Annotated in this window: 23 protein-coding genes; 15 read left to right on the top strand and 8 right to left on the bottom strand. The window is 64.9% G+C overall.

All coding sequences use genetic code 11. From position 1 onward, the window contains the following. Nucleotides 1-3: 3 nt before the first annotated feature. Nucleotides 4-1,566 (top strand): autoinducer-2 kinase, encoded by a 1,563-nt coding sequence (lsrK, locus tag MOE34_RS15915; protein WP_242218436.1) that lies wholly within the window; start codon nucleotides 4-6, stop codon nucleotides 1,564-1,566. Between the two features lie 38 nt (nucleotides 1,567-1,604). Then, nucleotides 1,605-1,910 (top strand): antibiotic biosynthesis monooxygenase, encoded by a 306-nt coding sequence (locus tag MOE34_RS15910; RefSeq protein WP_242218433.1) that lies wholly within the window; start codon nucleotides 1,605-1,607, stop codon nucleotides 1,908-1,910. 13 nt (nucleotides 1,911-1,923) lie between these two features. On the opposite strand, the gene MOE34_RS15905 is transcribed toward MOE34_RS15910, so the two are convergent. Beyond that, on the bottom strand, nucleotides 1,924-2,829 hold the full coding sequence (locus MOE34_RS15905; RefSeq protein ID WP_242218432.1) for a LysR family transcriptional regulator: 906 nt from the start codon (nucleotides 2,827-2,829) through the stop codon (nucleotides 1,924-1,926). A gap of 173 nt (nucleotides 2,830-3,002) precedes the next feature. Between MOE34_RS15905 and MOE34_RS15900 the strand changes: the two genes are divergently transcribed. Together MOE34_RS15900 and MOE34_RS15895 are read left to right on the top strand one after the other, a co-directional pair. After that, nucleotides 3,003-3,836, top strand: a complete 834-nt coding sequence (locus MOE34_RS15900) for a transporter substrate-binding domain-containing protein (protein ID WP_242218430.1) — start codon at nucleotides 3,003-3,005, stop codon at nucleotides 3,834-3,836. Between the two features lie 127 nt (nucleotides 3,837-3,963). Then, nucleotides 3,964-5,451 carry a M81 family metallopeptidase gene (locus MOE34_RS15895; protein ID WP_242218428.1) on the top strand — a complete coding sequence of 496 codons (1,488 nt, stop codon included), beginning with the start codon at nucleotides 3,964-3,966 and terminating at the stop codon, nucleotides 5,449-5,451. A gap of 28 nt (nucleotides 5,452-5,479) precedes the next feature. Here the strand turns inward: MOE34_RS15895 and MOE34_RS15890 are convergent, their stop codons facing one another. The 4 genes from MOE34_RS15890 to MOE34_RS15875 form a co-directional block, all read right to left on the bottom strand. Next, nucleotides 5,480-6,172, bottom strand: coding sequence for a DUF899 domain-containing protein (locus MOE34_RS15890; RefSeq protein ID WP_242218425.1), 693 nt, complete (start codon nucleotides 6,170-6,172; stop codon nucleotides 5,480-5,482). Nucleotides 6,173-6,201: 29 nt separating this feature from the next. Beyond that, a complete protein-coding gene (locus MOE34_RS15885; RefSeq protein WP_242218422.1) occupies nucleotides 6,202-6,447 on the bottom strand; it encodes a hypothetical protein in 246 nt (81 codons plus the stop codon). 203 nt (nucleotides 6,448-6,650) lie between these two features. Further along, nucleotides 6,651-7,202 (bottom strand): DUF3617 domain-containing protein, encoded by a 552-nt coding sequence (locus MOE34_RS15880; RefSeq protein ID WP_242218421.1) that lies wholly within the window; start codon nucleotides 7,200-7,202, stop codon nucleotides 6,651-6,653. Between the two features lie 149 nt (nucleotides 7,203-7,351). After that, complete coding sequence (locus MOE34_RS15875; RefSeq protein ID WP_242218420.1) at nucleotides 7,352-8,320, bottom strand: helix-turn-helix transcriptional regulator; 969 nt, start codon at nucleotides 8,318-8,320, stop codon at nucleotides 7,352-7,354. 153 nt (nucleotides 8,321-8,473) lie between these two features. Between MOE34_RS15875 and MOE34_RS15870 the strand changes: the two genes are divergently transcribed. The 3 genes from MOE34_RS15870 to MOE34_RS15860 are packed head-to-tail and all read left to right on the top strand — an operon-like array spanning nucleotide 8,474 to nucleotide 13,021. Further along, on the top strand, nucleotides 8,474-10,708 hold the full coding sequence (locus tag MOE34_RS15870; RefSeq protein ID WP_242218418.1) for a TonB-dependent receptor: 2,235 nt from the start codon (nucleotides 8,474-8,476) through the stop codon (nucleotides 10,706-10,708). 1 nt (nucleotide 10,709) lies between these two features. Then, nucleotides 10,710-11,972 carry a RhtX/FptX family siderophore transporter gene (locus tag MOE34_RS15865; RefSeq protein WP_242218416.1) on the top strand — a complete coding sequence of 421 codons (1,263 nt, stop codon included), beginning with the start codon at nucleotides 10,710-10,712 and terminating at the stop codon, nucleotides 11,970-11,972. After that, the gene (locus MOE34_RS15860; RefSeq protein WP_242218414.1) at nucleotides 11,969-13,021 is read left to right on the top strand and encodes a siderophore-interacting protein; all 1,053 of its coding nucleotides are present in this window, start codon (nucleotides 11,969-11,971) and stop codon (nucleotides 13,019-13,021) included. Before MOE34_RS15865 ends, MOE34_RS15860 begins: the two co-directional genes overlap by 4 nt. A 79-nt stretch (nucleotides 13,022-13,100) precedes the next feature. On the opposite strand, the gene MOE34_RS15855 is transcribed toward MOE34_RS15860, so the two are convergent. Both MOE34_RS15855 and MOE34_RS15850 read right to left on the bottom strand, forming a co-directional pair. After that, nucleotides 13,101-14,417 carry an aspartate aminotransferase family protein gene (locus MOE34_RS15855; protein WP_242218412.1) on the bottom strand — a complete coding sequence of 439 codons (1,317 nt, stop codon included), beginning with the start codon at nucleotides 14,415-14,417 and terminating at the stop codon, nucleotides 13,101-13,103. Nucleotides 14,418-14,419: 2 nt separating this feature from the next. After that, the gene (locus tag MOE34_RS15850) at nucleotides 14,420-15,484 is read right to left on the bottom strand and encodes a phosphotransferase enzyme family protein (protein WP_242218410.1); all 1,065 of its coding nucleotides are present in this window, start codon (nucleotides 15,482-15,484) and stop codon (nucleotides 14,420-14,422) included. Between the two features lie 187 nt (nucleotides 15,485-15,671). Between MOE34_RS15850 and MOE34_RS15845 the strand changes: the two genes are divergently transcribed. The 7 genes from MOE34_RS15845 to MOE34_RS15815 all read left to right on the top strand — a co-directional run bounded on the left by MOE34_RS15845 (nucleotide 15,672) and on the right by MOE34_RS15815 (nucleotide 23,367). Further along, on the top strand, nucleotides 15,672-16,352 hold the full coding sequence (locus tag MOE34_RS15845) for a GntR family transcriptional regulator (RefSeq protein WP_242218408.1): 681 nt from the start codon (nucleotides 15,672-15,674) through the stop codon (nucleotides 16,350-16,352). Nucleotides 16,353-16,427: 75 nt separating this feature from the next. Then, a complete protein-coding gene (locus tag MOE34_RS15840; protein WP_160785060.1) occupies nucleotides 16,428-17,168 on the top strand; it encodes an SDR family NAD(P)-dependent oxidoreductase in 741 nt (246 codons plus the stop codon). 190 nt (nucleotides 17,169-17,358) lie between these two features. Continuing rightward, nucleotides 17,359-18,411, top strand: coding sequence for an ABC transporter substrate-binding protein (locus MOE34_RS15835; RefSeq protein ID WP_242218406.1), 1,053 nt, complete (start codon nucleotides 17,359-17,361; stop codon nucleotides 18,409-18,411). 118 nt (nucleotides 18,412-18,529) lie between these two features. Next, nucleotides 18,530-19,597, top strand: coding sequence for an ABC transporter ATP-binding protein (locus MOE34_RS15830; protein WP_242218403.1), 1,068 nt, complete (start codon nucleotides 18,530-18,532; stop codon nucleotides 19,595-19,597). Continuing rightward, entirely contained in the window at nucleotides 19,594-20,772 is a 1,179-nt protein-coding gene (locus MOE34_RS15825) for an ABC transporter permease (protein ID WP_242218401.1), read from the top strand. Before MOE34_RS15830 ends, MOE34_RS15825 begins: the two co-directional genes overlap by 4 nt. Nucleotides 20,773-20,774: 2 nt before the next feature. After that, on the top strand, nucleotides 20,775-21,557 hold the full coding sequence (locus MOE34_RS15820; RefSeq protein WP_242218398.1) for an ABC transporter permease: 783 nt from the start codon (nucleotides 20,775-20,777) through the stop codon (nucleotides 21,555-21,557). 178 nt (nucleotides 21,558-21,735) lie between these two features. Next, complete coding sequence (locus MOE34_RS15815) at nucleotides 21,736-23,367, top strand: EAL domain-containing protein (protein WP_242218396.1); 1,632 nt, start codon at nucleotides 21,736-21,738, stop codon at nucleotides 23,365-23,367. Between the two features lie 610 nt (nucleotides 23,368-23,977). Here MOE34_RS15815 and MOE34_RS15810 read toward each other — a convergent pair. Then, complete coding sequence (locus tag MOE34_RS15810; protein ID WP_242224203.1) at nucleotides 23,978-24,208, bottom strand: hypothetical protein; 231 nt, start codon at nucleotides 24,206-24,208, stop codon at nucleotides 23,978-23,980. On the opposite strand from MOE34_RS15810, the gene MOE34_RS15805 reads away from it, so the two are divergent. Further along, the gene (locus MOE34_RS15805) at nucleotides 24,111-26,045 is read left to right on the top strand and encodes a methyl-accepting chemotaxis protein (protein WP_242218394.1); all 1,935 of its coding nucleotides are present in this window, start codon (nucleotides 24,111-24,113) and stop codon (nucleotides 26,043-26,045) included. The genes MOE34_RS15810 and MOE34_RS15805 overlap by 98 nt on opposite strands. Nucleotides 26,046-26,137: the final 92 nt, after the last annotated feature.

Genomic DNA, 26,137 nt, shown 5'->3' with positions numbered 1-26,137 from the left:
CCCATGACGACTTCCTATCTGCTGGCCGTCGACGCCGGCACCGGCAGCGGCCGCGCCGTCATCTTCGACGAGAACGGCAACCAGATCGCCAGCGCCCAGCACGAATGGTGGCACAAGGCCGATCCGCGCTTTCCCGGCTCCATGGATTTCGACGTGGAAGGCAATTGGTCGCTGCTCTCGCGGGCGATCCGGCAGGCGATGGCCGAGGCCGGCATTTCGGCTGCTGACATCCGCGCAGTCAGCGCCACCAGCATGCGCGAGGCCATCGTCGCCTACGACCGTGCCGGGAGAGAGATCTGGGCCTGCGCCAATGTCGACAGCCGCGCCGTCAGCGAGGTGCGCGACCTCAAACGCGAGTTCCCCGGCCTCGAACGCGACCTCTATGCCGAGAGCGGTCAAACCTTTGCGCTCGGCGCCCTGCCGCGCCTTCTCTGGCTGAAGCGCAACCTGCCGGACGTCTATGCCCGCATCGACAAGATCAGCATGCTCTCCGACTGGGTGCTGGCGCGCCTTTCCGGTGTCATTGCCAGCGACCCCTCCAATGCCGGCACGACCGGCCTCTATAGTCTGACCAAGCGCGACTGGCTGCCGGAGGCCATGGCGAAGGCCGGCATGCGCGACGACATCTTCCCCGAAAGCGTCGAGCCGGGCACGGTCATCGGCCGCGTCACGGAAAAGGCGGCGGACGAGACCGGCCTTGCCGCCGGCACGCCCGTCGTCATGGGCGGCGGCGACTGCCAGAGCGGGGCTGCGGCCATCGGCGTCGTCAACGAGGGCGACTGCGCGGTGCTCGGCGGCACCTTCTGGCAGCAGGTGGTCAATGTCGGCCCCTCCGTCTCCGACCCGTCGATGGACCTGCGCATCAACCCGCATGTCGTGACCGGTCTCAACCAAGCCGAGGCGATCAGCTTCTTCGTCGGCATCGTCATGCGCTGGTTTCGCGACAGTTTTGGCGCGGAGGAGGTGCTTGCCGCGGGACCGGGCGGCGATGCCTACCGGCTGCTGGAGGAGAAGGCGGCGGGCGTGCCCGTCGGCGCCTACGGCATCATCCCGGTCTTTTCCGATGTCATGCATTACGGCAACTGGTATCACGCGGCCCCGTCGCTCCTGAACCTGTCCATCGACCCGGAGAAATCCGGCAAGGCCGCGATCTTCCGCGCCTTGCAGGAAAACGCCGCCATCGTCGCGGCCCGCAACCTTTCGGCCATCTTCAAGCTCTCCGGCAAGACACCGGACAAGATCGTCTTCGCTGCCGGCGCGTCGAAATCGGCCCACTGGTCGCAGATCCTGTCCGACGCGACGGGCCTTCCGGTCGTTACGCCCGTCGTCAAGGAAGCGACGGCGCTCGGCTGCGCGGCCGCCGCCGCCATCGGCATCGGCCTTCGCCGCGATTTCGTCGAGGCGGCCGAGGGCTGGGTACGCTGGGACAGGCGCTTCGAACCGAACGTCGATCACAAGGCCGTCTACGACGAGGCCGGCGAGCGCTGGGCACGCGCCTATGCGCTGCAGCGCCAGCTCGTCGACGAGGGCGTCACCACGGCGATGTGGAAAGCGCCAGGCCTCTAACCTTTTCATCCGAGATTTAACACAGCAGGGATCAAGACATGCTCATCCAGATGGTCAGCATCAACGTCAAGCCGGGCCATGCCGCCGAGTTCCTGGAGGCATTCCGCATCAACTATGAGGGCACGCGCCAGGAGCCGGGCAACCTGCGCTTCGACGTGCTGCGCAACCCGGAAGACGAGCACAGCTTCGTCATCTACGAAGTCTTCAAATCGCCGGAAGCGCTCGACGACCACCGCAAGACCGCGCACTATCAGGAATGTGTGCGCCGCATCGATCCGATCCTCGCCGGCCCGCGCACCAAGACCTTCTACAATGTCGAGATGGCGGACTTCCTCGGCGCCTGACGGCTAGACGGCGCTAGCGTATGGCCGCCACCTCTTCGAGCAGCCAGTCGCAGAAGCGCGCGAGGGCTGGATTGGTGGCCATGCTCTCCTTCGGGCAGATGAACATGTAGCATTCCTCCGGCTGGAACATATCCTCGGACAGGACGCAGAGTGTGCCGCGCGCGATATCCGCCTCCACGAAGGCGCGGTGCGAGAAGCCGATGCCATGGCCGGACCGGGCCGCGGCGAGCAGCGTGTGCTGGTCGTCGAAGAAGAGGTTCGCGTTGGTGCGCGTTTCCTGCAGGTTGTTGTGGGTGAGCCAGTTCTTCCAGTCGCTGGCATTGCGATAGTGAAGGCGCGCGACGCTCTGGCTGAACAGGAGGTCCTCGCCGCGCGCGACGCTTGCCAGCAAAGCCGGGCTGCACACCGGCACGAGGCGTTCACGCAGAATCTCGATCGCATAGTGGCCCGCCGGCGGGTGGAGGCAGTACTTGATCTGCGCATCCTCCCGCTCCTGTCCGCCGCTGCGTTCCTCCAGATTGCTGAGATGAAGCTGGATGCCGGGATTGCGCTCCAGGAAGCCGGCCATGCGGGGCACAAGCACCTCCATCGCGAAGAAGGGGCCGGTGCGGATGCGCAGGATCTGTGTTCCGTTCTCCTGCCCGATCAGCGACAGGGCGCCCGCGATCTCCTCGAAAGCGCGCGCGCAGACATCCAGAAGGAGGCTGCCCTCTGAGGTAAGCCCGACGCCGCGCGCATTGCGCTCGAGCAGGCGCCGGCCGAGCCGTTCCTCGAGCTGCTTGATTTGGTGGCTCACGGCGCCCTGGCTGACGGCCAGCTCGTTCGCCGCCGCCGTGAAGCTGCGGTGATGGCCCACGGCCTCGAAGGCCCGCAGGGCGCGCAGGTTCGCTAGAAGCTTTCGGCGTTGGCGATCGGTCATGGCATCATGAGGAAAACTAATAATCAGCAATATATCTTTTGCATTGTTGCGCCGCGCCCTCAACAGTAATCCTATCGGTGCAGAATGAAAAACCGGGTGTCCCGTCCGCTGCGATCCAGGAAATTCAAGGTTCTTTCCGATTCCGGCGCCTTGCACGCCGGACGGTGCGTGCGATGGGCAAGCTCGAAATGAACAGCAACGAGGGAACGACGATGAGAAAAATTGCGCTTTATGCATGCGCCGCGATGACGCTTGTCCTTGCCGGCACCGTTTCGGTGAAGGCGGAGACGATCCGCATGGGCGCGGAGGGCGCCTATCCGCCCTTCAACTACGTCGCCGAGGATGGCGAACTCAAGGGCTTCGACATCGATATCGGCAATGCGATCTGCGCCGAGCTGAAGGCCGAGTGCGAATGGAGCGTTAACGAGTGGAGCGGGATCATTCCGGGGCTTCTGGCGAGCAAGTTCGATATCATCGCCTCCTCCATGGCGATAACGGAAGCGCGCATGGAGAAGGTCAGTTTCTCCGATCCCTACTATTTCAACGCCATGCGCTTCGTCGCGTCGAAGGAGCTGGGGCTTGCCGATATCAAGCCGGACCTCGTGAAGGGGCTGGTCATCGGCACGCAGTCCGGCTCCATCGCCGTCGACATGCTCAAGCAGTTCTTCCCCGATAATGAGGTCAAGCTTTACCCGACGCTCGGCGAAGCGTTTCTGGACATGCAGAACAGCCGCCTCGATCTTCTCGTCGAATCCAAGATCGCGAGCGCCGACTGGCTTGCGCAAGGCGAGGAATGCTGCGCCTTCGTCGGTGAGGAGTTCCTTCAGGACGGTACGCTCGGTGCAGGCCTCGCCTTCCGGAAGGAGGATGACGCTCTGCGCGAGCGCGTGAACGCGGCGCTCGCCAAGATCGTCAGCGACGGCACCTACGATACGATCCGCAAGAAATACTTCGACTTCGATATCCGCCAGAAGCCGAGCAATGCGAGCGCGCTTTTCGGCAAGTAGCCGATCCGGCCTGGAAGGGCGCGACGGCAAGGCCCTGTTGCCGGGTCTTGCCGTCGGCGTTTTCGCCGGGTCTGGCTTTCGTGTCGTTTCCGTTGTCGTCCGCCCCCAGGGGCAGGGAAGAATCCGCATGTCCTATCGCGTTGCCATCATCGAGTTCATCAACGAGTCCAATACCTTCACCCTGAAGCGGACCGGCATCGGCGATTTCCATGCGTCGCACTATTTCAAGGGCGACGAGATACCGCGCAATTTCGAGGGGACCGGCTCGGAAGTCGGCGGAGCCATCGAGGTCGCGCGTGCGAAGGGCTGGACGCCGGTCTACATCGTGGCGGCCCATGCCGAGCCGAACGGCATCGTTCGCGAGGAGGCGCGGGCGGAGATCACCGAGGCATGCCTGCACGGCCTCCGTGAGGGCGGTCCTTTTGACGGGGTCTTCGTCGCGCTGCACGGCGCGATGGTCACGGAGACGGACGAGGACGGTGACTGCCAGTTCCTGCGCGCGGTTCGCTCCGTCGTCGGAAACGAGGTCCCGGTGGCCATCACCCTCGATCTCCACGCCAATGTCTTCGACGAGCTTGCCGGCCTTGCGCAGATCTCCATCTCGTTCCGCACCTATCCGCATGTCGATATGCGCGAGGTGGGCATCCGGGCCTGCGAATTGCTGCACGAGACGATGGCTGGGGCGATTGCGCCGAGGCTCGCTCTTTCGCGTCCCCCCATGCTGCTCGGCTGCGACGACGGGCGCACCACCGACAATGGCCCGATGTGCCGCCTGCTGGAGATCGCGGATGCGGAAGCTGTCGCCCCCGGCATCCTCAATGTCTCGATCAATGCAGGCTTTACCGATGCCGATGTCTGGGCGGCGGGACCGAGCGTCGTCGTCACCTATGACGCGGCCGTTGCGCCGGCGGCCCTCGCGGAGGGTATCGGCGGGCGGCTGTGCGACGCCATCTGGTCGTACCGCCACAACTGGGCGCAGCCGGTGCCGCTTGCCGAGTGCATCGCCGCGCTGAAAACCGCCGATCCGGCGGACGGTATCGTCGTGGTGGCCGATTTTTCCGACAATCCCGGCTCGGGTGCCTATAGCGATTGCACCGCCCTGATCGCCGCCCTGCTGGAGGCGGGGGTTGCCAATGCCGCGGCCGGAGCGCTGCTCGATCCCGAGGCCGTGGCCGAGATCGCCGCGGCCGGCGTCGGTGCGGAGGTGACGGTGACGATCGGCGGGCGAACCGACCCGGGGGTCGGCGGCGGGCCGCTGACGGTGACGGGCACGGTGATGGCCGTCAGCGACGGCCGGTTCGTCTTCGAGGGGCCGATGTTCACGGGCCTGCCGGGCACCTGCGGCCGGAGCGTCTGCCTGCGTGTCGGCGGTCTCGATATCATGATCGTTTCCGAGCGCATGCAGATGCTGGACAAGAACATCTTTCGCGCCGTAGGCATCGAGCCGACCGACAAGGTGATCCTTGCGGTGAAATCCATGCAGCATTTCAAGGGCGCATTCGGCCCGATCGCGGCGCGCATGATCGTCACGGATGCCGGCGGCCTCAGCTCGCCCGACCTGACGCGCCGCGACTATCTTCGCCTTCGCCGGCCCGTCTATCCGCTCGATTGCTGACGGGCCGGCTCGTTCCTCCACACCCGCTTCAATATTGGTCGTGCAGCTTCACCCAGCTCATGGTGCCGTTCTCGTTGCGGCCCTTGGGGGCGAGGTCCAGCCAGTTGAAGGCGCCCATCAGCAGCTCGGTGCCGCGATGATAGGTCGAGTAGGTGTGGAAGATGTCGCCCTCGTCATCCCGCGTGAAGACGCTGAGGCCGAACATGTCGGAGGCGTTGCGGATCGTCGTCAGTCCGTAATTGTACGCCGCGCGCCCGGCGGCGCGGTCTTCGGGGGTGAAGGACACGCCGAAATCGTAATTGAAGTCGCGGTCGCCCGCCGAGACCCATGGAAACGTCCAGCCCATGCGCTGCCGGACCTCTTCGATGCGCCGGATGGGGGCGCGCGAGACCGCGACGAAGGCGAGGTCCGCCTGCTCGAAATGCTGCCGGGCCGCATCGGCGTGATCGACCGTGAACGCGCACCCCGGGCAGATATGGTCCGAACCCGGCGTCAGCATGAAGTGGTAAAGGGCAAGCTGGCTGCGATCCCCGAATAGGTCGCCCAGCGTGCATTCGCCCTCCGGGCCGTCGAAGATATAGGGCTTGTCGATCTTCACCCAGGGCAGTTGCCGGCGCTCGGCACGAAGCGCGTCGAGCTGGTGGGTGATGGCGCGCTCCTTGGCGAAAAGCCCCTTGCGGGCCGTGAGCCATTCGTCGCGTGAAACGATGGTGTGTTCCATGGTCAGTCTCCTTGGGTTTGTGTGCGGGGTCAATGAGCGGCCGCATGGCGGCGGGACGCGAGCCTCAGCCAGGGCGGCAGATGAAAGAGGCTCATCAGCAGGTACATCCAGGCCATGCCGTCCATGGGAAGCATGCCGGCGTCCGATACGCAGATCGCCGCCGGGGCGTCCGCCATGACCCATGCCATGGCGGCAAAGGTCGGTGCGGCGGCAAGGGCGAGCCAATCGCCGATATGGCCTGTCTGTGTATCCTTGGTCTTGGCGAGCGTTGCCATCCTTGTGCTCCCGGTCATGTGCGGCGGCTACAAGGCAAAGCTAGATCGGAACGCGCGCGACTTGGGAGTGACAAATGTGACGGGATTCCGGTGTGCGTGCCGGTCACGGCCAGGGCGCCTGCGAAGGCGGGCCGCCAGCGTGCAGGAGTTCAGGCAGGATCGAGAGGCTGGGAGAGACAGCGTCGATAGCCCGGCCGTCGCACCTAACGTCCGATCAGCACGGAGGTTTTGAGCATGTCGTTCATCGTCGACTCGTCGCCGTCGGCATATCCGTCCGGGCAGTTCGGCGCGATCAGCTTTGCGGTGCGTCTGGCGTGGTCGCCCGCCGGGCTGATGTCCTTCACCTCGTCCATTGTGTAGGCCGTGGCGATGTCGCCCGTCAGCGTTCCCTTGGTCGTGACGCTGTCCATGCCCGGAACGCCGCAGACGGTCGTGTAGGCGTAGCCCTCCGCGGTTTTCTCGAAGCGCTTGCTGCTGCACGAGGAGCCGGAAATCTGGTCGAACGCGGAATAGACGGCTTCCGACTTGTCGCCGACGCATAGATGGGTCTTGGTCAGTTCGTCGCCATTCTGCGCCACGTCGGTGAATTCCCACCAGCCGGCGTTCCGTTTCGGCCCGGCGATATGGGCCGTCAGCATGTCGCCCGTCTCGGAAGAGGCTGAGAGCACTTCCTGCGCCATCGCGGGCGCTGCCGCCGCGCACCCGGCGAGAAGAATAACGGCGATACGGGAAACTGCCCATGCCTTCGAAGTCATCGTCCGTTCCTCCTGCGGGGTGCCATCGTCTTTCCGCAAGACTAGCGCGCGCCCGGCTTCGCCGCCAGCCCCGATTCCGGCGCGAGCGTCGCCCGGGAACGGGCGATGGGGAGGGGCACTCCCTATGGCCTCGCTTGGTGTCGAAGGCGCTACGGGAATGTCGCGGCGGCGTTGGCGCTGCGGGCCGACTGCCTGAGTTCGCTGGGGCGCAAGCCATAGCGCTTGCGGAAGACCCGGCTGAAATAGGCGGGATCGTCGAAGCCGAAATCGTAGGCGAGCTGGGTGATCGACGCTTCTCCCTGGCGCAGCATCAAGGCGTCCTTGGCCGCGTCCAGCCTGCGTTCGAGGAGATAGCGGGAGAAGGTCGTGCCGGTGCGCTGGAGGCGTTTCTGGATCGCCCGGGGGGACACGCCCTGGAGGCGGGCCACGTCGGCGATCGAAAAGGTGTTGTTCGACAGGTTGGCGGCGATTGCGGCCTTGATCGCGGCCAGCCGGTCCGGGCTGTCGGCGCGCGCCGCGTCGGCGGCCAGTTCGGCGACGAGGACAGGCAGCAACTGATAGAAGTGGCGGACCATCATGTCGGCGTGGGTGTCGTTCTGCCGCTGCTGCTGCAGCATGTATCCGGCATAGGTGATGAGAAGCTGCAACGGCAGGCAGGTTTGCGAGATCGGCCGCATGAGGACGGCGGCAAGCTGTTTTGCCGACATGTTGAGGACATGCGCCGGCAGATAGGCGCAGTCCAGCCGGCCGCCTTGCGGCAGCGCGATCGTCAGGGATGAATCCGCCGTTGCGAAGATCACGTCTCCCGCGGATGCCTCGGTGCGCCGTTGCCGCTGCTCGACGACAAGGGGGCCTTCCATGGCGCGCATGATGGCAAGGCCGGGATCGACGAGGCCGTTCGTCCAGAAGCGGACAGGCATCGCCGGCAGATAGAGCGTCGTCAGGGAAAGGCCGAGGCGCGCGAAGAAAAGCCCGGGCGTGTCGCTGAGCGTGCCGTCACAGGCAAGCTCGACATCTCCCAGCATTTCCCGAAGGACGAGCCGCCACAACTCCTTCGGGTTTTCCTTGTCCGTCTTCGCGCCGAATTTGAGGGGCGTGATTTCCTGGTTGCGCTGCACTGTGCAAAAAACCTGTTCCGTTCGTTTTCGTCCAGGTCAGGTTCGCCTCAATCTGTGCGCCCGGACCTCTGCCCCTATAAACATGACTAAATTAATCCTGTTTGACAACGGGTCCGAATGTATGCAGGCGGTCAGCGACTTGGGGGTAGAATCATGCGTTTGGAACTTCGGCTCGGTGTATCCCTGCTCGCTTTGACGGCGGCGGTTTCCGCTCACGCTCAGGAACCGGAGAATGGGACGGAAGCGACCCGGCAGGCGCCGGCCCGGGGGGCGACCGTTCTGGAGGCCGTCACGGTGACGGGCAGCCGCGCGCCGCAGCAGATTTCCGAAACGGCAAGAACGATCCATGTCGTGCGGGGCGAGGACATTCAAGCGCGGGCGCGAGCCGGGGAGAACCTGCAGCAGATCCTCGCCCAGGAGATCCCGAGCTTCGATGCGGCCAGTTTCGGCGCTCGGACATCCTACGGGCAGAACCTGCGCGGGCGCACGGCGCTCGTGTTGATCGACGGCGTATCGCTGAATTCGGCGCGTGCCGTCAGCCGCCAGTTCGATTCGATCGATCCCTTCAATATCGAGCGTGTGGAGGTTCTTTCCGGTGCTACCGCGATCTACGGCGGCAATGCGACGGGCGGCATCATCAACATCATCACCAAGAAGGGCAAGCATGCCGAGGAAGGCCTGCACGCCGAGGTCATGGCGGGCGCCAGGAGCGGCTTCAACGGCGACGGCGACTTCGACAAGAACGGCACCGCCGCCGTGACCTACCGCAGCGACGACTGGGACGCGCGGTTCGCCGTTGCGGGCCTTGGCACCGGTACGTTCTACGACGGGCGCGGCAACCAGTTGATGCCGGACATCACGCAGACCTCCACTGCCGACAACCGCAGCCTCGACATCATGGGCTCGCTCGGCTTCCAGATCGACGCCACCCGGCGGCTGGAGGTCAGCGGCCAGCATTTCGATAGCCGGCAGGATACGGACCATGGCATCTATTTCGGGCCGTTCCTGTCCGCTCTCGCCAATCCGAGCCTTTTCGAGGTGCGCAGCGGTTATCGCTCGGATTTCAATCCGGAAACGAGCCGGACGATGCTGAACGCGACCTATACGGACGACGACGTTTTCGGCCAGAGCCTGCTCCTGCAGGCGTTCTACCGCTCGGAAGCCGTTCAGTTCCACCCGTTCCCTGCCTCGACCTATTTCTACGGCAGCTCTCAGGAAACGGATTACTACGGCCTCAAGGCGGCGATGGTCGCCGAGCCGACCGACAGCCTGCGCATCACCTACGGCATCGACGCCGACCGCGATTCCTTTTCGTCCCGGCAGAACATCTTCGACCGCATGAAGGCGCTGACATCGGGTGCGATGGAGTTCGAAACGGTCGGAATCACCGGCCTCTATCCTGCCATCGACGTCAGCACGGTGGCGGGCTTCGTGGAAGCGTCCTACGAGATGACCGACGCACTGACGCTGAACGGCGGCGTTCGCTATCAGTATGTCGACACGCAAGTGGGGGACTTCGTTGGCGCCCAGCAGCAGATCGCGATCCTGCAGGGCCTTGCCACCTCGGCCGACGTCATCCCGGGCGGTTCCGTCAACTATGATGCGTTTCTGCTCAATGCCGGCGCCACCTACAGCATAACGGACACGCAGCAGGTCTATGCGAATTTCAGCCAGGGCTTCGAGCTGCCTGACCCGGCGAAGTATTACGGCCTCGGCGCCTATACGCTCGCCGGCGGCCATTTCACGCTGATCAACAGCGTTAACGTCGCCCAGTCCGCCCTGGAGGCGATCAAGACGAACTCCTTCGAAATCGGCTACCGCCAGGACGAAGGCGACTACACCTTCGACACCGCGGCCTTCTATTCGATTTCGGATCGCTCGATCACCCTCAACCGGACGACGCTCGCCGTCGAGATGCAGGATCAGGAACGGCGTGTCTACGGTATCGAAAGCAAGGTCGGTGTCGAACTCGCCTACGGCTTCGATGTCGGCGCGCTCGGGCAGTGGGTCCGCACCGAGGTCAAGACGCCGGCCGGCTGGGATACCGACAGCGTCGGGGCCGCCAGCACATCGAAGCTCGGCGGGCATATCGGCTGGCGGGGCGAGGCGCTGAGCGTGCGCCTGCAGGGGCAGCACGTCTTCGACCTCACCGACAAGGACGACTACAGGATCGAGGGCTATACGCTCTTCGACCTCGTCGGCGCCTATCGCTTCGAGGATGCGAATGCCACCTTGAACTTCGGCATCCACAATCTGTTCGACAAGGACTACACGACGATCTGGGGTTCGCGCGCCAAGGCCCTCTATGGCGCCCTCGCGAGTGAAACGATCTTCGACTACAAGGGCCGTGGCCGGACCTTCGCCGTCTCCCTGACGAAGTCCTTCTGAGATGGCGGGGGATGCGAAGGTGCTTGCCGGCGCGCCGGCGCCGGCAACGGATGCGCGGGGACGGCTCTATGCCGTCCTCGGCGGGCTTTATCTCGCCCAGGGGATTCCAACCTACCTGCTTCTCGTCGCCCTGCCGCCGCTGATGCGGGAGGCGGGGGCGTCGCGTACGGCCATCGGCCTGTTCTACCTGCTCATGCTGCCGATGATCCTGAAGTTCGTCGCCGCGCCGTTCGTCGATCGCTTCTCTCCTTTCGCCCGGCTGGGGCACCGGCGCGGCTGGGTCATTCCCACGCAGGTCCTGGTCAGCGCCCTTATCGCGGCGATGGCATTGTTCGATCCGTCGCGCGCCGTGCCGCTTTTCGTGCTCGGTCTTGCGATAGCGGTCCTCTCCTCGCTGCAGGACATCGCGACGGACGGCTATGCCGTGCGTCACCTCGATGACAGGTCGCGCCCATTCGGCAATGCGATCCAGGCCGGCGCGGTCGCCCTCGGCGTCATCCTCGGCGGCACGCTGGCCCTCGTCCTGTTCGAGAGGATCGGCTGGAGGCCGACCATCCTGATCGTGGCGGCATTGTCGCTGCTGCCCGTGGCGGCCGCCCTGTGGATGTGGGAGGATGCGGAGCGGGCGACGGGCAAGCCCCGGGCGACGTTGCGGGGGTTCTTCGCCCGTCCGAATGCCTGGATCGTGCTCGGCTTCGCCCTGACATACCGCGCCAGCGAGGGGCTGGTGCGCGGCATGGAGGGCGCCTATCTCGTCGATATCGGCCTGCCGGTCGCCTGGATCGGCTATTTGAGCGGCGGTGCCGCCGCGACGGCGGGACTGCTCGGCGCCGTGATCTGTGCATTCCTCATCCGCAAGGTTGGATTGACGGTCGCCCTCGTCCTGCTCGGGCTTCTCAGAACGGCCTGCTTCCTCATCTTCGCGCTCAACGCGGCGCAGATATTGCCCGGCACCGCGATCGCCATGGGAGCTTCCGCCTTCCAGGCGCTCATCCGCTACATGGAACTGGTCGCCATCTATTCGCTGTTCATGAAGGCCTCGTCCAAGGATCAGCCCGGAACGGACTTCACCATCCTGACATGCGCCGAACTGATCGTGTATCTGATCGGCTCTTCCATCGCCGGCCTGCTGGCGGATCATCTCGGCTATGCGTCGCTGTTCGGCATAGCCACGCTGGTCTCCGTTCTCGGCATCCTGCTTGCCTATCGCCAGCTCACATGGCTGGATCGGTCGGAGGCGGCGGCTGGAGAAGCCGTATCATGAAGCCGTCGTTCCAGGCCACGGCGAGCGTGCATCTGGCCGATCCCGCCCCCTTCGTCGCCGCCCTGCTGGATCATCTGGAAACCCACGCAGAGATCGAGCGCGGGCCGGATGGCGCGACGATCCTCAGTCCCTACGGGAGGGTGCGGTTGCGTCACAAGCCGTGGGGGGTGGAGGTGGCCGCGGCCTCCGGCTCGGTAGAAGCGCTGGCGACCGTCAAGACATTCATCGCGGATCATGTCTTCGAATTCGCCGAGGACGCGCGGATCGACTGGTCCGGACATGGGGCAGGGGATACCGTTCCTCCGCATTTTCAAAAGATGACCGTCGTCGATGCGTTTGCCGTGGCGCCCAGGATGCGGCGCGTCGTTTTTCGCTGCGACAACGTTTCCGCCCTTGCCACGGCGCATCATCACCATATCCGGCTGCTCATTCCGCCGCCGGCGCGCGCGCCGCGCTGGCCGCGCCTTTCGGCCGATGGCCGGATGACCTGGCCGCAGGGCGAGGATGCCCTTGCCAGCCGCGTCTATACGGTCCGCTCAGCCGATTTGCAGGCTGGAACCTTTGCCGTCGATTTCGTGCTGCACCATGAACAGGCGGCCGGTCCCGGGGTGGCTTTCGCCCGCCGGGCAACGCGCGGTTCCGTCGCCGGCCTTCTCGGACCCGGCGGCGGCGGGATGCCGGGCGCGCGCAACCTTCTCCTGCTTGGCGATGAGACGGCCCTCCCCGCGATTGCGCGGATAGCCGAAACCGCGGATGCGCAGACCCGCGTCACGGCAATCGTCGAGATCGAGGACGCGGCGGAGCGCGCCTATCTCGATCCAAGGCCGGGTTTTGAAATCAACTGGCTCTGTCGAAGCGGGAGCCGGGCCGGGGATTCCGGGCCGCTCGCGCAGGCGCTGGATTCCCATCTGGCCGACGAGGACGCCGAGCTGGTTGTGTGGGCGGGCTGCGAGCTGGCTGTCGCCGCCGAGCTGCGCAAGCGCCTTGCGTCCCGCGGCGGGATGCCTGCGAAATCCCAGATCACGGCCTACTGGAAACGCGCTACCTGATATCGCCCTGGCGTATCGGGGTAGGACCGGGCCTCCTCGACGAGGCCCGGACGATGATTGCTATCGGACGGATCCCTTCCTAGAGCGTCTTCAACACATCGGCGAGCGCATCCACCAGCATGTCGGCATTCTCGCGGGAAAAGACGAGCGGCGGGCGGATTTTCAGCACGTTGGCGCGCGGGCCGGAGGCGCTGATCAGGATGCGGCGGTCGCGCAGGCCGTTGACGATACGGGTGGTGCGTGCGGCGTCCGGGCTTTTCTCGGCGGGGTCTGCGACGATCTCGACGCCGATGAAGAGGCCGGAACCGCGCACGTCGCCGATAGCGGGGTAGCTGGAGGAAAGCTGTTTCAGGCCGTCCATCAGATAGCGGCCGACATCGAGCGCGTTCTGCTGCAGGCCTTCGGTGCGGATCGCGTCGAGCACCGCCTTGCCGGCGGCCGCGGCGACAGGGTTGCCGCCGAACGTATTGAAATAGCGTGCCTTCGGGCCGAATTCGGCGATGACCTCCGGCCGCAGCACGATGCCGGCCATCGGGTAGCCGTTGCCCATCGGCTTGCCGGTCGTCACCATGTCGGGGGCGACGCCGTGGCGTTCGAAGCCCCACATGGTCTCGCCCGTGCGGCCGAAGCCGGGCTGCACCTCGTCGGCGACGAAGAGGCCGCCGGCCTCGTGGATCGCATCCACGGCCGGCTTCAGGAAGCCCTTCGGGCCGGCGAAGATGCCGTCGCTGGAGAAGATCGTGTCGGTGATCAGCATGGCTGGCTTGATGCCGTGCCGCTTGAGATCGGCGATGGCGGCGCGGACATCACGGCCGAATTTCTCCATCATCTCTTCCGGCGAATGGCGATAGCTGTCCGGCGCGGGGACGGTGCGCACATGCGGGCCGAGCGTCACGGATTCGCCGAGCGAGGGCGAGAATTCGGCGACCGCGCTCGTGAGGCCGTGGTAGGCAAGCTCGGTGGCGATGATGCCCGTGCCGCCGGTGACGAAGCGGGCGATGCGCACCGCAAGGTCGTTCGCCTCGCTGCCGGTGCAGGTGAACATCGCCTGGCTGAGCGCCTCCGGGAAGGTCGCCGTCAGCGTCTCGGCATAGTCGACGATGCCTTCGTGCAGGTAGCGCGTATGGGTGTTGAGCACGGCGGTCTGGCGGGTGATCGCTTCCACCACGCGCGGATGGCAATGGCCGAGCGAGGCGACGTTGTTGTAGGCGTCGAGGTAACGCTCGCCCGCCGTGTCGTAGAGGAAGACGCCTTCGCCGCGCACCAGATGCAGCGGCTTTTCGTAGAACAGGCGATAGGCCGGGCCGAGCACCTTTTCACGCCGGGCGATCAGCGCCCGCTCGCTCTCGCCCAGCCGTTCGAAATCCTCGCGCGAAAACGCATTCACCATCGACATGATCAGCCCTCGGTCAAGTTGGGCGCGAGCCGTTTCAGCCCGGCCGCAGTAAGATCGGCAATGTTTTGCAGGCCGCCCCAGGCGGCGGCGTGGTTGCGCATGATATAGGCCCGGTTCTCCGGGAAGCGCGCGGACCGCCACTCCGCGATGATGATGGACATGGCGAGGCGGCAGCGCATCAGAAGCGGCAGCAGTTCGATCTCCTCCGGCTTCAGCGTGCGTGCCGATACGAACCCGTCGAGGAAAGCGCCGGCGCGGGCCGCCCAGTTCCCGGTGGCGAGGTGATAGGAGATGCCGACGGCGAGATCGTTGATCAGGGGGGCATGCACCATGTCGCCGAAATCGATGATGCCGGCGACCCTTGTCGGCTCGGCGGGGTCGAGCAGGATGTTGTGCGGGTTGAAATCGTTGTGGATGATCTGCCGGCGCTCGAGCGCGGCGATGGCCGGCAGGGAGCGCTCGAATTCGCCGAGAACGGCTTCCGCCTGCGCGCGGCGCTCTTCGGCGACGTCGCCGACGACGGCCGCAAGATCGAGGGTATGGGAGATATCCCACATCAGCTTGCCCTCGGGCGGGCGGCCGTCATAGTGCTCGAGGCCGAGCCCGAGTTCGGCCAGCGCCCGGCCGACATTGCGGCTCTGCGCTTCCGAGGCCGGCGTGCGATATTGCAATTCGCCGTCGAGGAAGGTGAGCAGGCGCATGATGCGCGGTCCGTCGATTGTCGACAGCGTGTGGCTCGGTTCGCCCGACTGTGTCGGCACAAGCCGCGGCACGGGTACGGCCGGGGCGGCGGCTTCGAGATGCAGCAGGGCGCCGTCCTGGAATTCGAGGGCGGCCGGATCCTCGGCGGGATTGGCGATTTTCAGAATGAAATCGGTGCCGTCGGTCCGGGTAAAGAGGAAGGTCTCGTCCCGCTCGCTGGAAAGGCGCTTCACGACGCCCGCAAGCCCATAGACATCGGCGACGGCGACCTGCGCATCCTCGATGGCGGTCATGCTCCATGTCGCCGACATCGAGTCCGGCTTCGGGGAGTCCGGTTTCGGGGCGGCGGGCGCTGGCTCCGTCATGCTTGCTCCGTTCTGGCGGTCTCCCGCGGCGGTGTCGAGGAAGGCTTCGGCGCTGTTGACAGCGCTTCGACCGGCATTGCCATGGCCGTGCCTTCCCCAGAAGATGCCGTCGATGGCCGGCGATACTTGAAACACGTCAAAAAAGATGCATCAAGTATCTTGTTACTCGATTTTGCGGATCAGTTCCATGCCTGAATTTACGACACTGGAACACGAGAACCTCAACAGCGTGGTCTATGGCGCGCTGTGCGACGCGCTGATGCAGGGGCGTTTCCAGCCGGGTGACCGGCTGAAGATCCGCGACCTCGCCGAGCAGTTCGGCACCAGCGTGACGCCGATCCGCGATGCGATCCTGCGCCTTGCCAACGACGAGGCGATCACCTTCCGCTCTCCACGCGACATCCGCATATCCGGTCTCAGCCAGGACCGATACCGGGAGATCCGCACGATCCGCGTCCGTTTGGAGGGGCTTGCGGCGGAAACCGCCGCGCAGATGGCGACGGGCGCCGATATCCATGAAATGGAGCGGATTCTCACGGAAAACGAGGCGGCAATCGCGGCGGGCGACCGACTGAAAGGCACCCAGCTCAACCAGGCGTTCCATTTCATGTTGCCGCGGATCGCCGGGCTTCCCGTGCTCACCACCATCCTGCGCCGCCTCTGGCTGCAGATGGGGCCGCATATTTCCGATGCCTATCTTGCCGGCGGACGCGCGATGATCGATCATCATTATCCGGTCGTCGAGGCATTGAAGCGGCACGATTCCGCCGCCGCCGCCATGGCCATCATCGATGATATCCTGCTCGGTGGAAAGCCGATCCTCGACCGTATCGAGCATGGCGCGGAGGGGAAAACGCGCCGGGCCTGACATGCCTGCGAACGGGGCTTGCAATTCATTCACCGCAGATTACGATGTATCAAGCATCAATGGAGATTGCTCCGCATGACCGAAGAACGCCGCTACATGTTGCTGACGGGAGCGAGCCGCGGCATCGGCCATGCGACGGTCAAGCTCTTCCAGTCGAAGGGCTGGCGCATCTTCACCGTCTCGCGCCAGGCTTTTTCCGAGGAATGCGCCTGGCCGTCCGCCCGGGAAAGCCACATCCAGGCCGACCTTGCCGACCTCACGCAGATCGACCGCCTTGCCGCCACCGTGCGCGAGCGCCTGCCGAACGGCAAGCTGCACGCGCTGGTCAACAATGCCGGCATCTCGCCGAAGGGGCCGGGCAAGAGCCGCCTCGGCGTGCTGGGCACCGATGCGGATGTCTGGACGCAGGTGCTGAACGTCAATCTCGTCTCGACCGCGTTGATCGCCCGCGCGCTGATGCCGGAGCTGGAGGCGGCGAAAGGCTCGATCGTGAACGTCACGTCGATTGCCGGCTCGCGCGTGCATCCCTTCGCCGGTGTCGCCTATGCGGCCTCCAAGGCGGCGCTCGCGGCGCTGACGCGCGAGATGGCGCATGAATTCGGCCGGCGCGGCGTGCGCGCCAACGCCATAGCGCCGGGCGAGATCGAGACCTCGATCCTCTCGCCGGGAACGGACGCGCTGGTGGCGGCGGAAGTGCCGATGGGACGGCTGGGCGAACCGCGCGAAGTCGCGGAGACCATCCATTTCCTCTGCACGGAGCAATCGTCCTACATCAACGGCGCGGAAATCCACATCAACGGAGGGCAGCACGTCTGACAACGGTCAAGAAGCGGGAAAAACCCGTTGACCGGCAATGACTGGAATGCATCAATCGGCTGAAACGCCCAGGGGAAAGGGCGCGGCGGCCGGAAGCCGCAGCCGCTGCCGCAAAGGCGGGGCAGGCGGCCCGCATCAATCGTCATCGGAGCCGTACGGCTCCTTCATAAACGAAGAAAAGGGGAGTGCCATGAAGTCAATTCTGAAATCGGGTGTCCTGGCGGCTGCCGCCATCGTGCTGACGGCCGGCATCGCCGCGCCGACATTCGCGCGGGACCTGACCGTCGTGTCCTGGGGCGGCAACTATCAGGACGCCCAGCGCAATATCTACTTCAAGCCGTTTGCCGAAAAGACCGGCAAGCCGGTGCTCGACGAGGCCTGGGACGGCGGCATCGGCGTCATCCAGTCGAAGGTCAAGGCCGGCGCGCCGAACTGGGACGCCGTGCAGGTGGAAGCCGAGGAACTGGCGCTCGGCTGTGCCGATGGCCTCTACGAGAAGATCGACTGGGACAAGATGGGCGGCAAGGACAAGTTCCTCGACAGCGCGGTCAATGACTGCGGCGTCGGCGCCATCGTCTGGTCGACGGCCATCGCCTATGACGGCGACAAGCTGAAGGAAGGCCCGGCCTCCTGGGCGGACTTCTGGAATGTCGAGAAATTCCCCGGCAAGCGCTCGCTGCGCAAGGGACCGAAATACACGCTGGAATTCGCCCTGCTCGCCGATGGCGTCTCCAAGGACGAGATCTATGACGTGCTCGGCACCGAGGAGGGCGTCGCGCGCGCCTTCAAGAAGCTCGACGAGCTGAAGCCGAACATCGTCTGGTGGGAGTCGGGCGCCCAGCCGCTGCAGTTCCTCGCCTCCGGCGAAGTCGCCATGACCTCGGCCTATAACGGGCGCATCACCGGCATCAACCGCTCGGAAGGCAAGAACTTCAAGGTCGTCTTCCCGGGCAGCATCTATGCCGTCGATAGCTGGGTCGTGCTGAAGGACGCCGAGAACAAGGATGCCGCGCAGGACTTCATCGCCTTCGCCAGCCTGCCGGAAAACCAGGCCAAGCTGCCGGAATTCGTCGCCTACGGCCTGCCAAACAAGGATGCCGCCTCCAAGGTGCCGGCGGAATTCTCCAAGGACCTGCCGACCGATCCGGCCAACATGACGGACTCGATCCCGCTCAACGTCGATTTCTGGATCGACAACGCGGAAACGCTGACGGCGCGCTTCAACGCCTGGCTGGCGCAGTAACGCGGATATGGTGAGGGGCGGGTTCGCCCCTCATCCCGTTTGGCGGCCTTCTCCCGGTCGGGGAGAAGGCTTCGCCGGGGCAATCCCGCCGCTGCGACCCTTGCGTTGGAGTCCTCACTTGGCCGAATTCATCCGCTTCGACCGCATCACCAAATTCTACGGCCCGCTCTGCGTGGTCGAGAATCTCGATCTTTCCATCGACAAGGGCGAGTTCGTCAGCCTGCTCGGCCCGTCCGGCTCCGGCAAGACGACGCTCCTGATGATGCTGGCTGGCTTCGAGCAGCCGACCTCCGGCAACATCCTGCTCGACGGGACCGCCATCAACGCCGTGCCCACCCACAGGCGCGACATGGGCGTCGTCTTCCAGAGCTACGCGCTCTTTCCGCACATGTCCGTCGGCGATAACATCGCCTTTCCGCTGCAGATGCGCGGCATCGCCAAGGCGGAGATCGGTGCGCGCGTCAAGCGGGCGCTCGACATGGTGCAGCTCTCGGCCCTCGTCGACCGCCGCCCCTCGCAGCTTTCCGGCGGCCAGCAGCAGCGCGTGGCGCTCGCCCGCGCGCTGGTCTTCGAGCCGCGCGTGGTGCTGATGGACGAGCCGCTTGGCGCGCTCGACAAGCAACTTCGCGAACAGATGCAGCTCGATATCCGCGATTTGCACCGTCGCCTCGGCCTCACCATCGTTTTCGTCACGCATGACCAGTCCGAAGCGCTCACCATGTCGGACCGGGTCGCCGTCTTCAACAAGGGCAAGATCGAGCAGATCGGCACGCCTCGTCAGGTTTACGATGAGCCGGCGACGCGTTTCGTCGCCGAGTTCATCGGCGAGACCAATCTTGTCGAGGGTGTCGTGGAGGCCGTGCAGGGCGCGGAAGCGACCGTCCGCCTTGCCTCCGGCGCGCAGATCGTGTCCGCCGTGTCCGGCACCGTCGCCTCCGGCCAGCCCGTCTTCCTATCCATCCGGCCGGAACGCGTCGATCTCAGCGAGACGCGCGGCGACGCGCGCAACGTGCTCGAAACGGAGGTCACCGACAGCGTCTACCAGGGCGATCATCTGCGCGTACAGCTGCAGAACGCCACCCATCCGCTGATCGCCAAGCTCGGCCGCCGGTCGCGGGAGTTTCCGCCGGGCACCAGGGTCTTCGCCGCCTTTTCGGCCGGCGACTGCCGGGTCATCGCGCCATGAGCGCGGCGTCATCGCGCACCGGGCGGTCGCTTCTCCTGCTGGCGCCGCTGCTCCTCTTTCTCGTCGGCTTCTTCGTCTGGCCGCTCTTCAGCATGATGTCGCAGGCCGTCTCGGATCCGGCCGTGCTCCGGCTCCTGCCGCGCAGCGCCGAGGTGCTGAGGGACTGGGACCGCACGTCCCCGCCGACCATCCCCATGCAGGCGGCGCTGATGGAAGACCTGAGGGCGGTCGACGATGACCAGGCGCTCGGCGACATGGTGCGCCGGCTCAATAGTGCCCGCTCCGGCTTCCGCACCCTGATGGGCAAGACGACGAGCGCGCTCGCCGACACCGACAACCCGCCCGCCGACCTCGTCTCCATCGACAAGCGCTGGGAGAAGCCGGAATTCTGGCTTGCCATCGCCGATGCGCTCTCGCCCTATACCGACCGCAACCTGCTCGCCGCCCTCGATCTCGGCCGCAATGCGGCGGGCAGCATCGAGCATTTGCCGCCGGACCAGTCCGTCAACCGGGTGATCCTCGTGCGCACCTTCTGGATCGCCGCGCTGGTCACCTTCGCCTGCGCCTGCATCGGCTATCCCTATGCCATCATCGCCGCCTCGCTGTCCGGCTGGAAACGCGACCTGATGCTCGGCGCGGTGCTGCTGCCGCTCTGGACGTCGCTCCTGGTGCGCACCGCGGCCTGGTTCATCCTCCTGCAGGAGCAGGGGCTTATCAACGATCTCCTGCGCGGCATCGGCCTCATCGATGCGCCGCTGGCGCTGATCTTCAACCGCACCGGCGTCATCATCGCCATGACCCATGTGCTTCTGCCCTTCATGGTGCTGCCGATTTATTCCGTGCTGATCACCATTCCGAAGAACCTGATGCCGGCCGCCGCCTCGCTCGGCGCCCATCCGCTGCGCGCGTTCCTGCGCGTTCTCTTACCGCTCAGCCTGCGTGGCGTCGCTTCCGGCAGCCTGCTCGTCTTCATCTCGGCCATCGGCTACTACATCACGCCGGCGCTGATCGGCGGGCCGGGCGACCAGATGATCTCCTCGATCATCGCCTTCTATGCGACCGGCTCGGCGAACTGGGGCATGGCCGGCGCGCTCGGCGTCGTGCTGCTGGTGGCGACGCTCCTGCTCTACAGCGTCTATGCCCGCCTCTCCAGCGACGAACCGGGGAGGCGCTGACCATGCCGATGAAAATCGCCAAGGCCACCTTCGCCACGCTGACGATCCTCTTCCTCGTCGCGCCGCTCATCGCCATCCTGCCGCTCGCCTTCACATCGAGCGTCATCCTGACCTATCCGATCCCGTCCTGGTCGCTGCGCTGGTTTGAGGAGCTGTTCTTCGCCGACGCCTGGCGGCGGGCGATCGTCAACAGCCTGATCATCGGCACCGGCACGACTCTGCTGGCGACCGTGCTCGGCACCGCCGCCTCGCTCGGCCTGCGCAACCGGCTCATCCTCTTCCGCGGTACGGTGCGCACGCTCTTCCTGCTGCCCATGGTCGTGCCGGCCGTGGTGCTGGGGGTCGGCATGCAGGTTTTGCTGGCCCGTTTCGGCCTGACGAACAGCTATCTGGGCGTGATCATCGCCCATACGGTCGTCGCCGTGCCCTTCGTGGTGGTGAGCGTCACCGGGGCGCTGGCCGGCATCGACGAGCGCGTGGAGCTTGCCGCCCAGAGCCTCGGCGCTTCGCCGACGACGGTCTTCCGGCGCATCACCTTGCCGCTCGCCATGCCCGGCGTGCTTTCCGGCGCCGTGCTGGCGTTCGCGACCTCGCTCGACGAAGTGGTTCTGACGCTTTTCGTCGCCGGCCCCAACCAGCGCACGCTGGCGCGGCAGATGTTCTCCAGCATCCGTGAGAATATCAGCCCCGCCATCGCCGCCGCGGCCTTCCTCTTCATCGTCGCAACGGTCGCCATCGGCCTCGTGGTCGTGCTATCGCGCTCGATGCTGGCGAAACGTCGCTAGGAGAGACGCCGCCGCGGTGGTCCCGCGTGTGAGCCGGTTGCGCCTTAATGTCGGGTAGCCGCTGGGCTGACACGCGCGCCAAGCGACGCTCCTGCGATGGCATCCATCTGCTAATATGACGCACCTTCACAGCAACGTTAGATCAACCTTGAGCAACTAAGATGACTCCAGTTCGGCTATGGTGACAGGCAAAAGGGGCTGGAAGGGGTTGAAAAAGGGATTGGCAAAGCGAAGGCAAGGGGCAGGATGGGCGATGCCGAGTCGGGAGGGAAAAGCCCGCGGCCCTCTGGTTGTGCTGCTGTTCGGGATATTGCCCCTGCTTCTGGGGTTGCCTTTCCTGATCTTGCAAGCCCGACAGTCCCTCGACGACGAGGCGGCGGCCATTCAGGAATTCGTGGTCGAGCGGATCGACGCCATCCTTGGGCATGCGAGCAATGCCGCCGTGGAAGTGGCGGGCCTTGTCGGTAGTCCATGCCCTTCCGCCGGCTTTGACCTGCGGCGGGGAGTGACGGCTCATCCCTTCGTCCGCTCGTTGAACCTTACCGAAAACGGCAGGATTTATTGCTCTTCCCTTGAGGGGACGGTGGACTATGCCGAGGATAGTGCGGCCTATGCGGACGGCCGCCTGCAATTGATGTTCGGGAACCTCGTCACGCCGAACCGGGCGCTGCTCGTCTACCGGCATGCCACGGCATCCGGCTCGGTACTGGTCGGCATCGACGGGCAGCATGTCTTCGACGTGCTCAGCCTCGGTGCCGAGGCATTCAGGGTAGAGATCGGGATCGGGCAGAACTGGGTCGGGAAGGAGGGAACGGTCACCGATGCCTTCTCGGAACCCGGCAATGCCATTGCGAGCCTTGCCCCTTCCGCAGCCTATCCGTTCACTGTCGGCGTGGCCTATAGCCACGGCCTTGTCTGGCGGCACCTCGTTTTCAATTATTGGCCGTCCTGGTTGCTTCTCGCCTTGCTCGGGCTTCTGTCGGGCTATGCGGCCCGTCGGTTCCTTTCCCAGCGCAACTCCTTGACAGCCGAGCTGCGGCGCGCGGTCGACGCCGGTGAGTTCGTGCCTTTCTATCAGCCTGTCGTGCTTGGAGAATCCGGCGAGCTGGCCGGCGCCGAAGTTCTTGTTCGGTGGATGCACCCGATCGAGGGTATCATCCCCCCGAACCAGTTCATCCCGCTTGCCGAAAGCTCGGGCCTGATCGTGAAGATGACCTATCAGCTCATGGACCGCGTCCAGGCAGAGCTGCTCGGGCAACTGCCGAGCCTTCCGGGACGCTTCCACATCGGGTTCAATATTTCGGCGGCGCATTGCACCAGCATGGAACTGCTCGACCGGTGCCGCGCCTTTCTGAAGCCGTTTCCGCCGGAATCCGTCGTCCTCTTCCTGGAACTCACGGAGCGCGAGGCGATCCCCGCGACGCCAATGACCGACGAGCTTTTCCGGCAACTTGACGAGATGGGCGTTCAAGTTGCCCTGGATGACTTCGGAACGGGCAACTCCAGTCTCGAGTATCTGCAGCGGTTCACGGTCAATGCGCTGAAAATCGATCAGAGCTTCGTCGCCAAGGCGGGCACGGAGACGCTCTCCAGCCACATCCTCGACATCATCGTGGATCTTGCATCGAGGCTGGAGCTTTTCGTTGTCGCGGAAGGCGTGGAGACCGCGATGCAGCGCGAATATCTGAACAAGCTCGGCGTCGAATATATGCAGGGATACCTGTTCGGTCGGCCGGTTCCCTTTACGGAGTTCGCCGCGACGCACCTTCCCCCGGCGTCGAATGGGGCCGGCGACCGTACGCCGATTTGACGAAGGCCAGGCGGCCCATGACCACGTCGGCCCTGACCGATCCGTCTCGCCCGCGCCGGAAATGAAAAGGCGTCCGCCGGAGTAGGTACAGCATCCGGCATATGTCTCAGTTCGGAAATCGCAGGCCGGCCGCAAAAGGTCGCCAGGCGCGATATTCAGCCTATTGCAGCAGAGACGATAGAAAGACGCCGATGATGGTTGCCGGCGCTGCGGCGTCGCTTGTGCAAACGCCAGCCCGACTTTCGTTCAGCCAAGCCAATGAGCGCTGGCGCGTGCCGTGCATGCGGGAGGCTGCGCCGGAATATTGTCCTTGAGTTTGCGCTGCGCATATGGTTAACGATCTGCTTCAGATAAAGTAATTATCGCGATATTTTCCGCTACATAGAGAATGATATTGTTCTGTATCGATACGTTTACTTGTATCATGCTCGAATGCCCGAGAATATTTCGGGATTTTTATGTGACCTAATTATTCATCTCATGTAAATTAGTGACATTTTAAGCAAATATTCCCAGAATTTGTATCGACGGAACTGGTTTTTCCCGTGTCGGGAGACCCGTGCGCCAGGATGGCGGTTGCTCTGTCATGTTTCCTGAATGTTGACACTCGTTACCAGGCGAGGCCCTTGAAGGCGTCAAGGCGCCGCATCGTGAAACCGTAGGGTTTCGGCGCGGCCGAAGGCATGCCTTCTTCCCGGGCGACCAGCCAGACAGCGATGCGTCGTTTATCCGTGGAGCCGGGTATGTCCTTTCTTACCAATGCCAGGATCAGAACGAAGATTCTCGCGCCCCTCATCGGCATTTGCGCCGTTGCGGTTGCGGGCATGTCGATCATGGCCATGCAGTTCAAAAAAACCGACGATCTCTATTCGGAGTTCGTGGCGCGAGACAATGCAGCGGTCGCGCGCATGAACAACCTGCGCGGCGGGGTCAATGTCGCCGCCTACAAGGCGTATATTGCCGCCACGGCCGATGCTGCGACCATGGCCGATGGCGAGATCGTCCGGAGCTACGAGCGCACGCGGCAGGCGGTGAAGGAGGGGTTCGGCGAGATCAGGTCGTTCCTGCCCGCCGCCTCCCCGGAGTTGGATGCGTTCGAGAGGCGTTTCGACGATATTCTTGTCATCACGGACGAAGCCGTGGCGCTTTCCAAGAAGGGTGAGTTTGCAGCGGCAGTGGCGCGCAATGTCGGTTCGGACGATCCTGTTCGCGTGCTCGGCGATGAAATGGGGGCATGGAGCGCGAAGCTGGCCGAGCGCGTTGCGGCCCGGAGCGACGAGCTGAGCGCCGCCACCGCCTCGACGATCTTCTATTCCCTCCTCGTTCTCGGCCTTGCGATCGTCGCCGGCATGGCTGGTTCTCTTCTGATCGCCTCGCGCGGCATCACCACGCCGATCGCGACGTTGCGCTCGCGGATGGAAACGCTTGCGGCAGGACAGACCGAGGAAGCGGTTGCCGGCATGGAGCGCCGTGACGAAGTCGGGCAGATGGCCGCTGCCGTCGCCGTCTTCAGGGACAACGCCATCGAGCGCCTCCGCCTCGAGCAGGAGGCGGAGAATGGCCGCAGCCTGTCTGAACGGGAGCGCCGGGAGCGCGAGGCGCAGAAGGCCCGCGAGGCCGCCGAGATCCAGCATGCCGTCGACGCGCTTGGAACCGGTCTGACCCATCTTTCCGACGGCGATGTCTCCTACCAGATCGTGACGCCCTTTGCCGCGCATCTCGACAGTCTTCGCGAGAACTTCAACCAGTCCGTCGGCAAGCTGCAGGCGACCCTCCGGTCGGTCGGGGAAAATGCCAATGCCATCGATGCCGGCGCGAGCGAAGTGCGCGCTGCCGCCGACGATCTTTCCAAGCGGACCGAGCAGCAGGCGGCGTCCGTGGAAGAGACAGCGGCCGCGCTGGAAGAGATCACCACGACGGTCCGGGATGCGGCCAAGCGCGCGGAAGAGGCCGGCCAGCTCGTGGCGCGGACCCGCGCCGGCGCCGAGAAGTCAGGGGAGGTCGTGCGCCGCGCGGTCGAGGCGATGCGCGAGATCGAGCGGTCCTCCGGCGAGATCACCAACATCATCGGCGTCATCGACGATATCGCCTTCCAGACGAACCTCCTCGCCTTGAATGCCGGCGTGGAGGCCGCACGTGCCGGCGAGGCCGGCAAGGGTTTTGCCGTGGTCGCCCAGGAAGTGCGCGAGCTGGCCCAGCGCTCGGCGCAGGCCGCCAAGGAGATCAAGGGCCTCATCACGGCATCCAGCTCGCAGGTGCAGGCCGGCGTGGCACTGGTCGGCGAGACCGGCGCGGCGCTGCAGACCATCGTGACGGAGGTGCAGGACATCAACGCGAACGTCAATGCGATCGTTGAATCCGCCCGCGAACAGTCGGTCGGCCTCGGCGAGATCAACCAGGCGGTCAACACGATGGACCAAGGCACGCAGCAGAACGCCGCGATGGTCGAGCAATCGACCGCGGCCAGCCACAGCCTTGCGAAGGAGGCGTCGTCGCTGAAGCAGCTTCTCGCCCAGTTCACCCTCGGCAACGGCAGCGTCGGACATGCGCCGGTGCGCCTTGCCGGCCCGGCATCCGCGCCTGTTGTCTCTCCCGCCCGTGGTCTTGGCCGTAAGGTCGCATCCGCCCTCGGCGGTGCCGCCGCGGCCACGGCAGCGCAGGATTGGGAGGAGTTCTGATCGTCGCGGCCACCTCTGCGGGCAAATGAAAAAAAGCGCGCCCCGGCCCCGGGGCGCGCTTCCGTCATGATCCGTTCGGCGGGACGCGCCAT

Source organism: Shinella zoogloeoides (assembly GCF_022682305.1).
Classification (GTDB): Bacteria; Pseudomonadota; Alphaproteobacteria; order Rhizobiales; family Rhizobiaceae; genus Shinella; species Shinella zoogloeoides_B.
This window is presented reverse-complemented; position numbering and strand designations above follow the sequence as displayed.

What these genes read in the sequence shown, in the direction of transcription:
- MOE34_RS15895 (WP_242218428.1), top strand. Translation starts at nt 3,964, where the DNA reads ATGTCCTATCGCGTTGCCATCATCGAGTTCATCAACGAGTCCAATACC.
- MOE34_RS15835 (WP_242218406.1), top strand. Translation starts at nt 17,359, where the DNA reads ATGAAGTCAATTCTGAAATCGGGTGTCCTGGCGGCTGCCGCCATCGTG.
- MOE34_RS15850 (WP_242218410.1), bottom strand. Translation starts at nt 15,484, where the DNA reads ATGACGGAGCCAGCGCCCGCCGCCCCGAAACCGGACTCCCCGAAGCCG.
- MOE34_RS15860 (WP_242218414.1), top strand. Translation starts at nt 11,969, where the DNA reads ATGAAGCCGTCGTTCCAGGCCACGGCGAGCGTGCATCTGGCCGATCCC.
- MOE34_RS15825 (WP_242218401.1), top strand. Translation starts at nt 19,594, where the DNA reads ATGAGCGCGGCGTCATCGCGCACCGGGCGGTCGCTTCTCCTGCTGGCG.
- MOE34_RS15890 (WP_242218425.1), bottom strand. Translation starts at nt 6,172, where the DNA reads ATGGAACACACCATCGTTTCACGCGACGAATGGCTCACGGCCCGCAAG.
- lsrK (WP_242218436.1), top strand. Translation starts at nt 4, where the DNA reads ATGACGACTTCCTATCTGCTGGCCGTCGACGCCGGCACCGGCAGCGGC.
- MOE34_RS15810 (WP_242224203.1), bottom strand. Translation starts at nt 24,208, where the DNA reads ATGGCCATGATCGACATGCCCGCAACCGCAACGGCGCAAATGCCGATG.
- MOE34_RS15885 (WP_242218422.1), bottom strand. Translation starts at nt 6,447, where the DNA reads ATGGCAACGCTCGCCAAGACCAAGGATACACAGACAGGCCATATCGGC.
- MOE34_RS15880 (WP_242218421.1), bottom strand. Translation starts at nt 7,202, where the DNA reads ATGACTTCGAAGGCATGGGCAGTTTCCCGTATCGCCGTTATTCTTCTC.
- MOE34_RS15870 (WP_242218418.1), top strand. Translation starts at nt 8,474, where the DNA reads ATGCGTTTGGAACTTCGGCTCGGTGTATCCCTGCTCGCTTTGACGGCG.
- MOE34_RS15805 (WP_242218394.1), top strand. Translation starts at nt 24,111, where the DNA reads ATGTCCTTTCTTACCAATGCCAGGATCAGAACGAAGATTCTCGCGCCC.
- MOE34_RS15820 (WP_242218398.1), top strand. Translation starts at nt 20,775, where the DNA reads ATGCCGATGAAAATCGCCAAGGCCACCTTCGCCACGCTGACGATCCTC.
- MOE34_RS15855 (WP_242218412.1), bottom strand. Translation starts at nt 14,417, where the DNA reads ATGTCGATGGTGAATGCGTTTTCGCGCGAGGATTTCGAACGGCTGGGC.
- MOE34_RS15845 (WP_242218408.1), top strand. Translation starts at nt 15,672, where the DNA reads ATGCCTGAATTTACGACACTGGAACACGAGAACCTCAACAGCGTGGTC.
- MOE34_RS15865 (WP_242218416.1), top strand. Translation starts at nt 10,710, where the DNA reads ATGGCGGGGGATGCGAAGGTGCTTGCCGGCGCGCCGGCGCCGGCAACG.
- MOE34_RS15815 (WP_242218396.1), top strand. Translation starts at nt 21,736, where the DNA reads ATGGTGACAGGCAAAAGGGGCTGGAAGGGGTTGAAAAAGGGATTGGCA.
- MOE34_RS15905 (WP_242218432.1), bottom strand. Translation starts at nt 2,829, where the DNA reads ATGACCGATCGCCAACGCCGAAAGCTTCTAGCGAACCTGCGCGCCCTG.
- MOE34_RS15840 (WP_160785060.1), top strand. Translation starts at nt 16,428, where the DNA reads ATGACCGAAGAACGCCGCTACATGTTGCTGACGGGAGCGAGCCGCGGC.
- MOE34_RS15900 (WP_242218430.1), top strand. Translation starts at nt 3,003, where the DNA reads ATGGGCAAGCTCGAAATGAACAGCAACGAGGGAACGACGATGAGAAAA.
- MOE34_RS15910 (WP_242218433.1), top strand. Translation starts at nt 1,605, where the DNA reads ATGCTCATCCAGATGGTCAGCATCAACGTCAAGCCGGGCCATGCCGCC.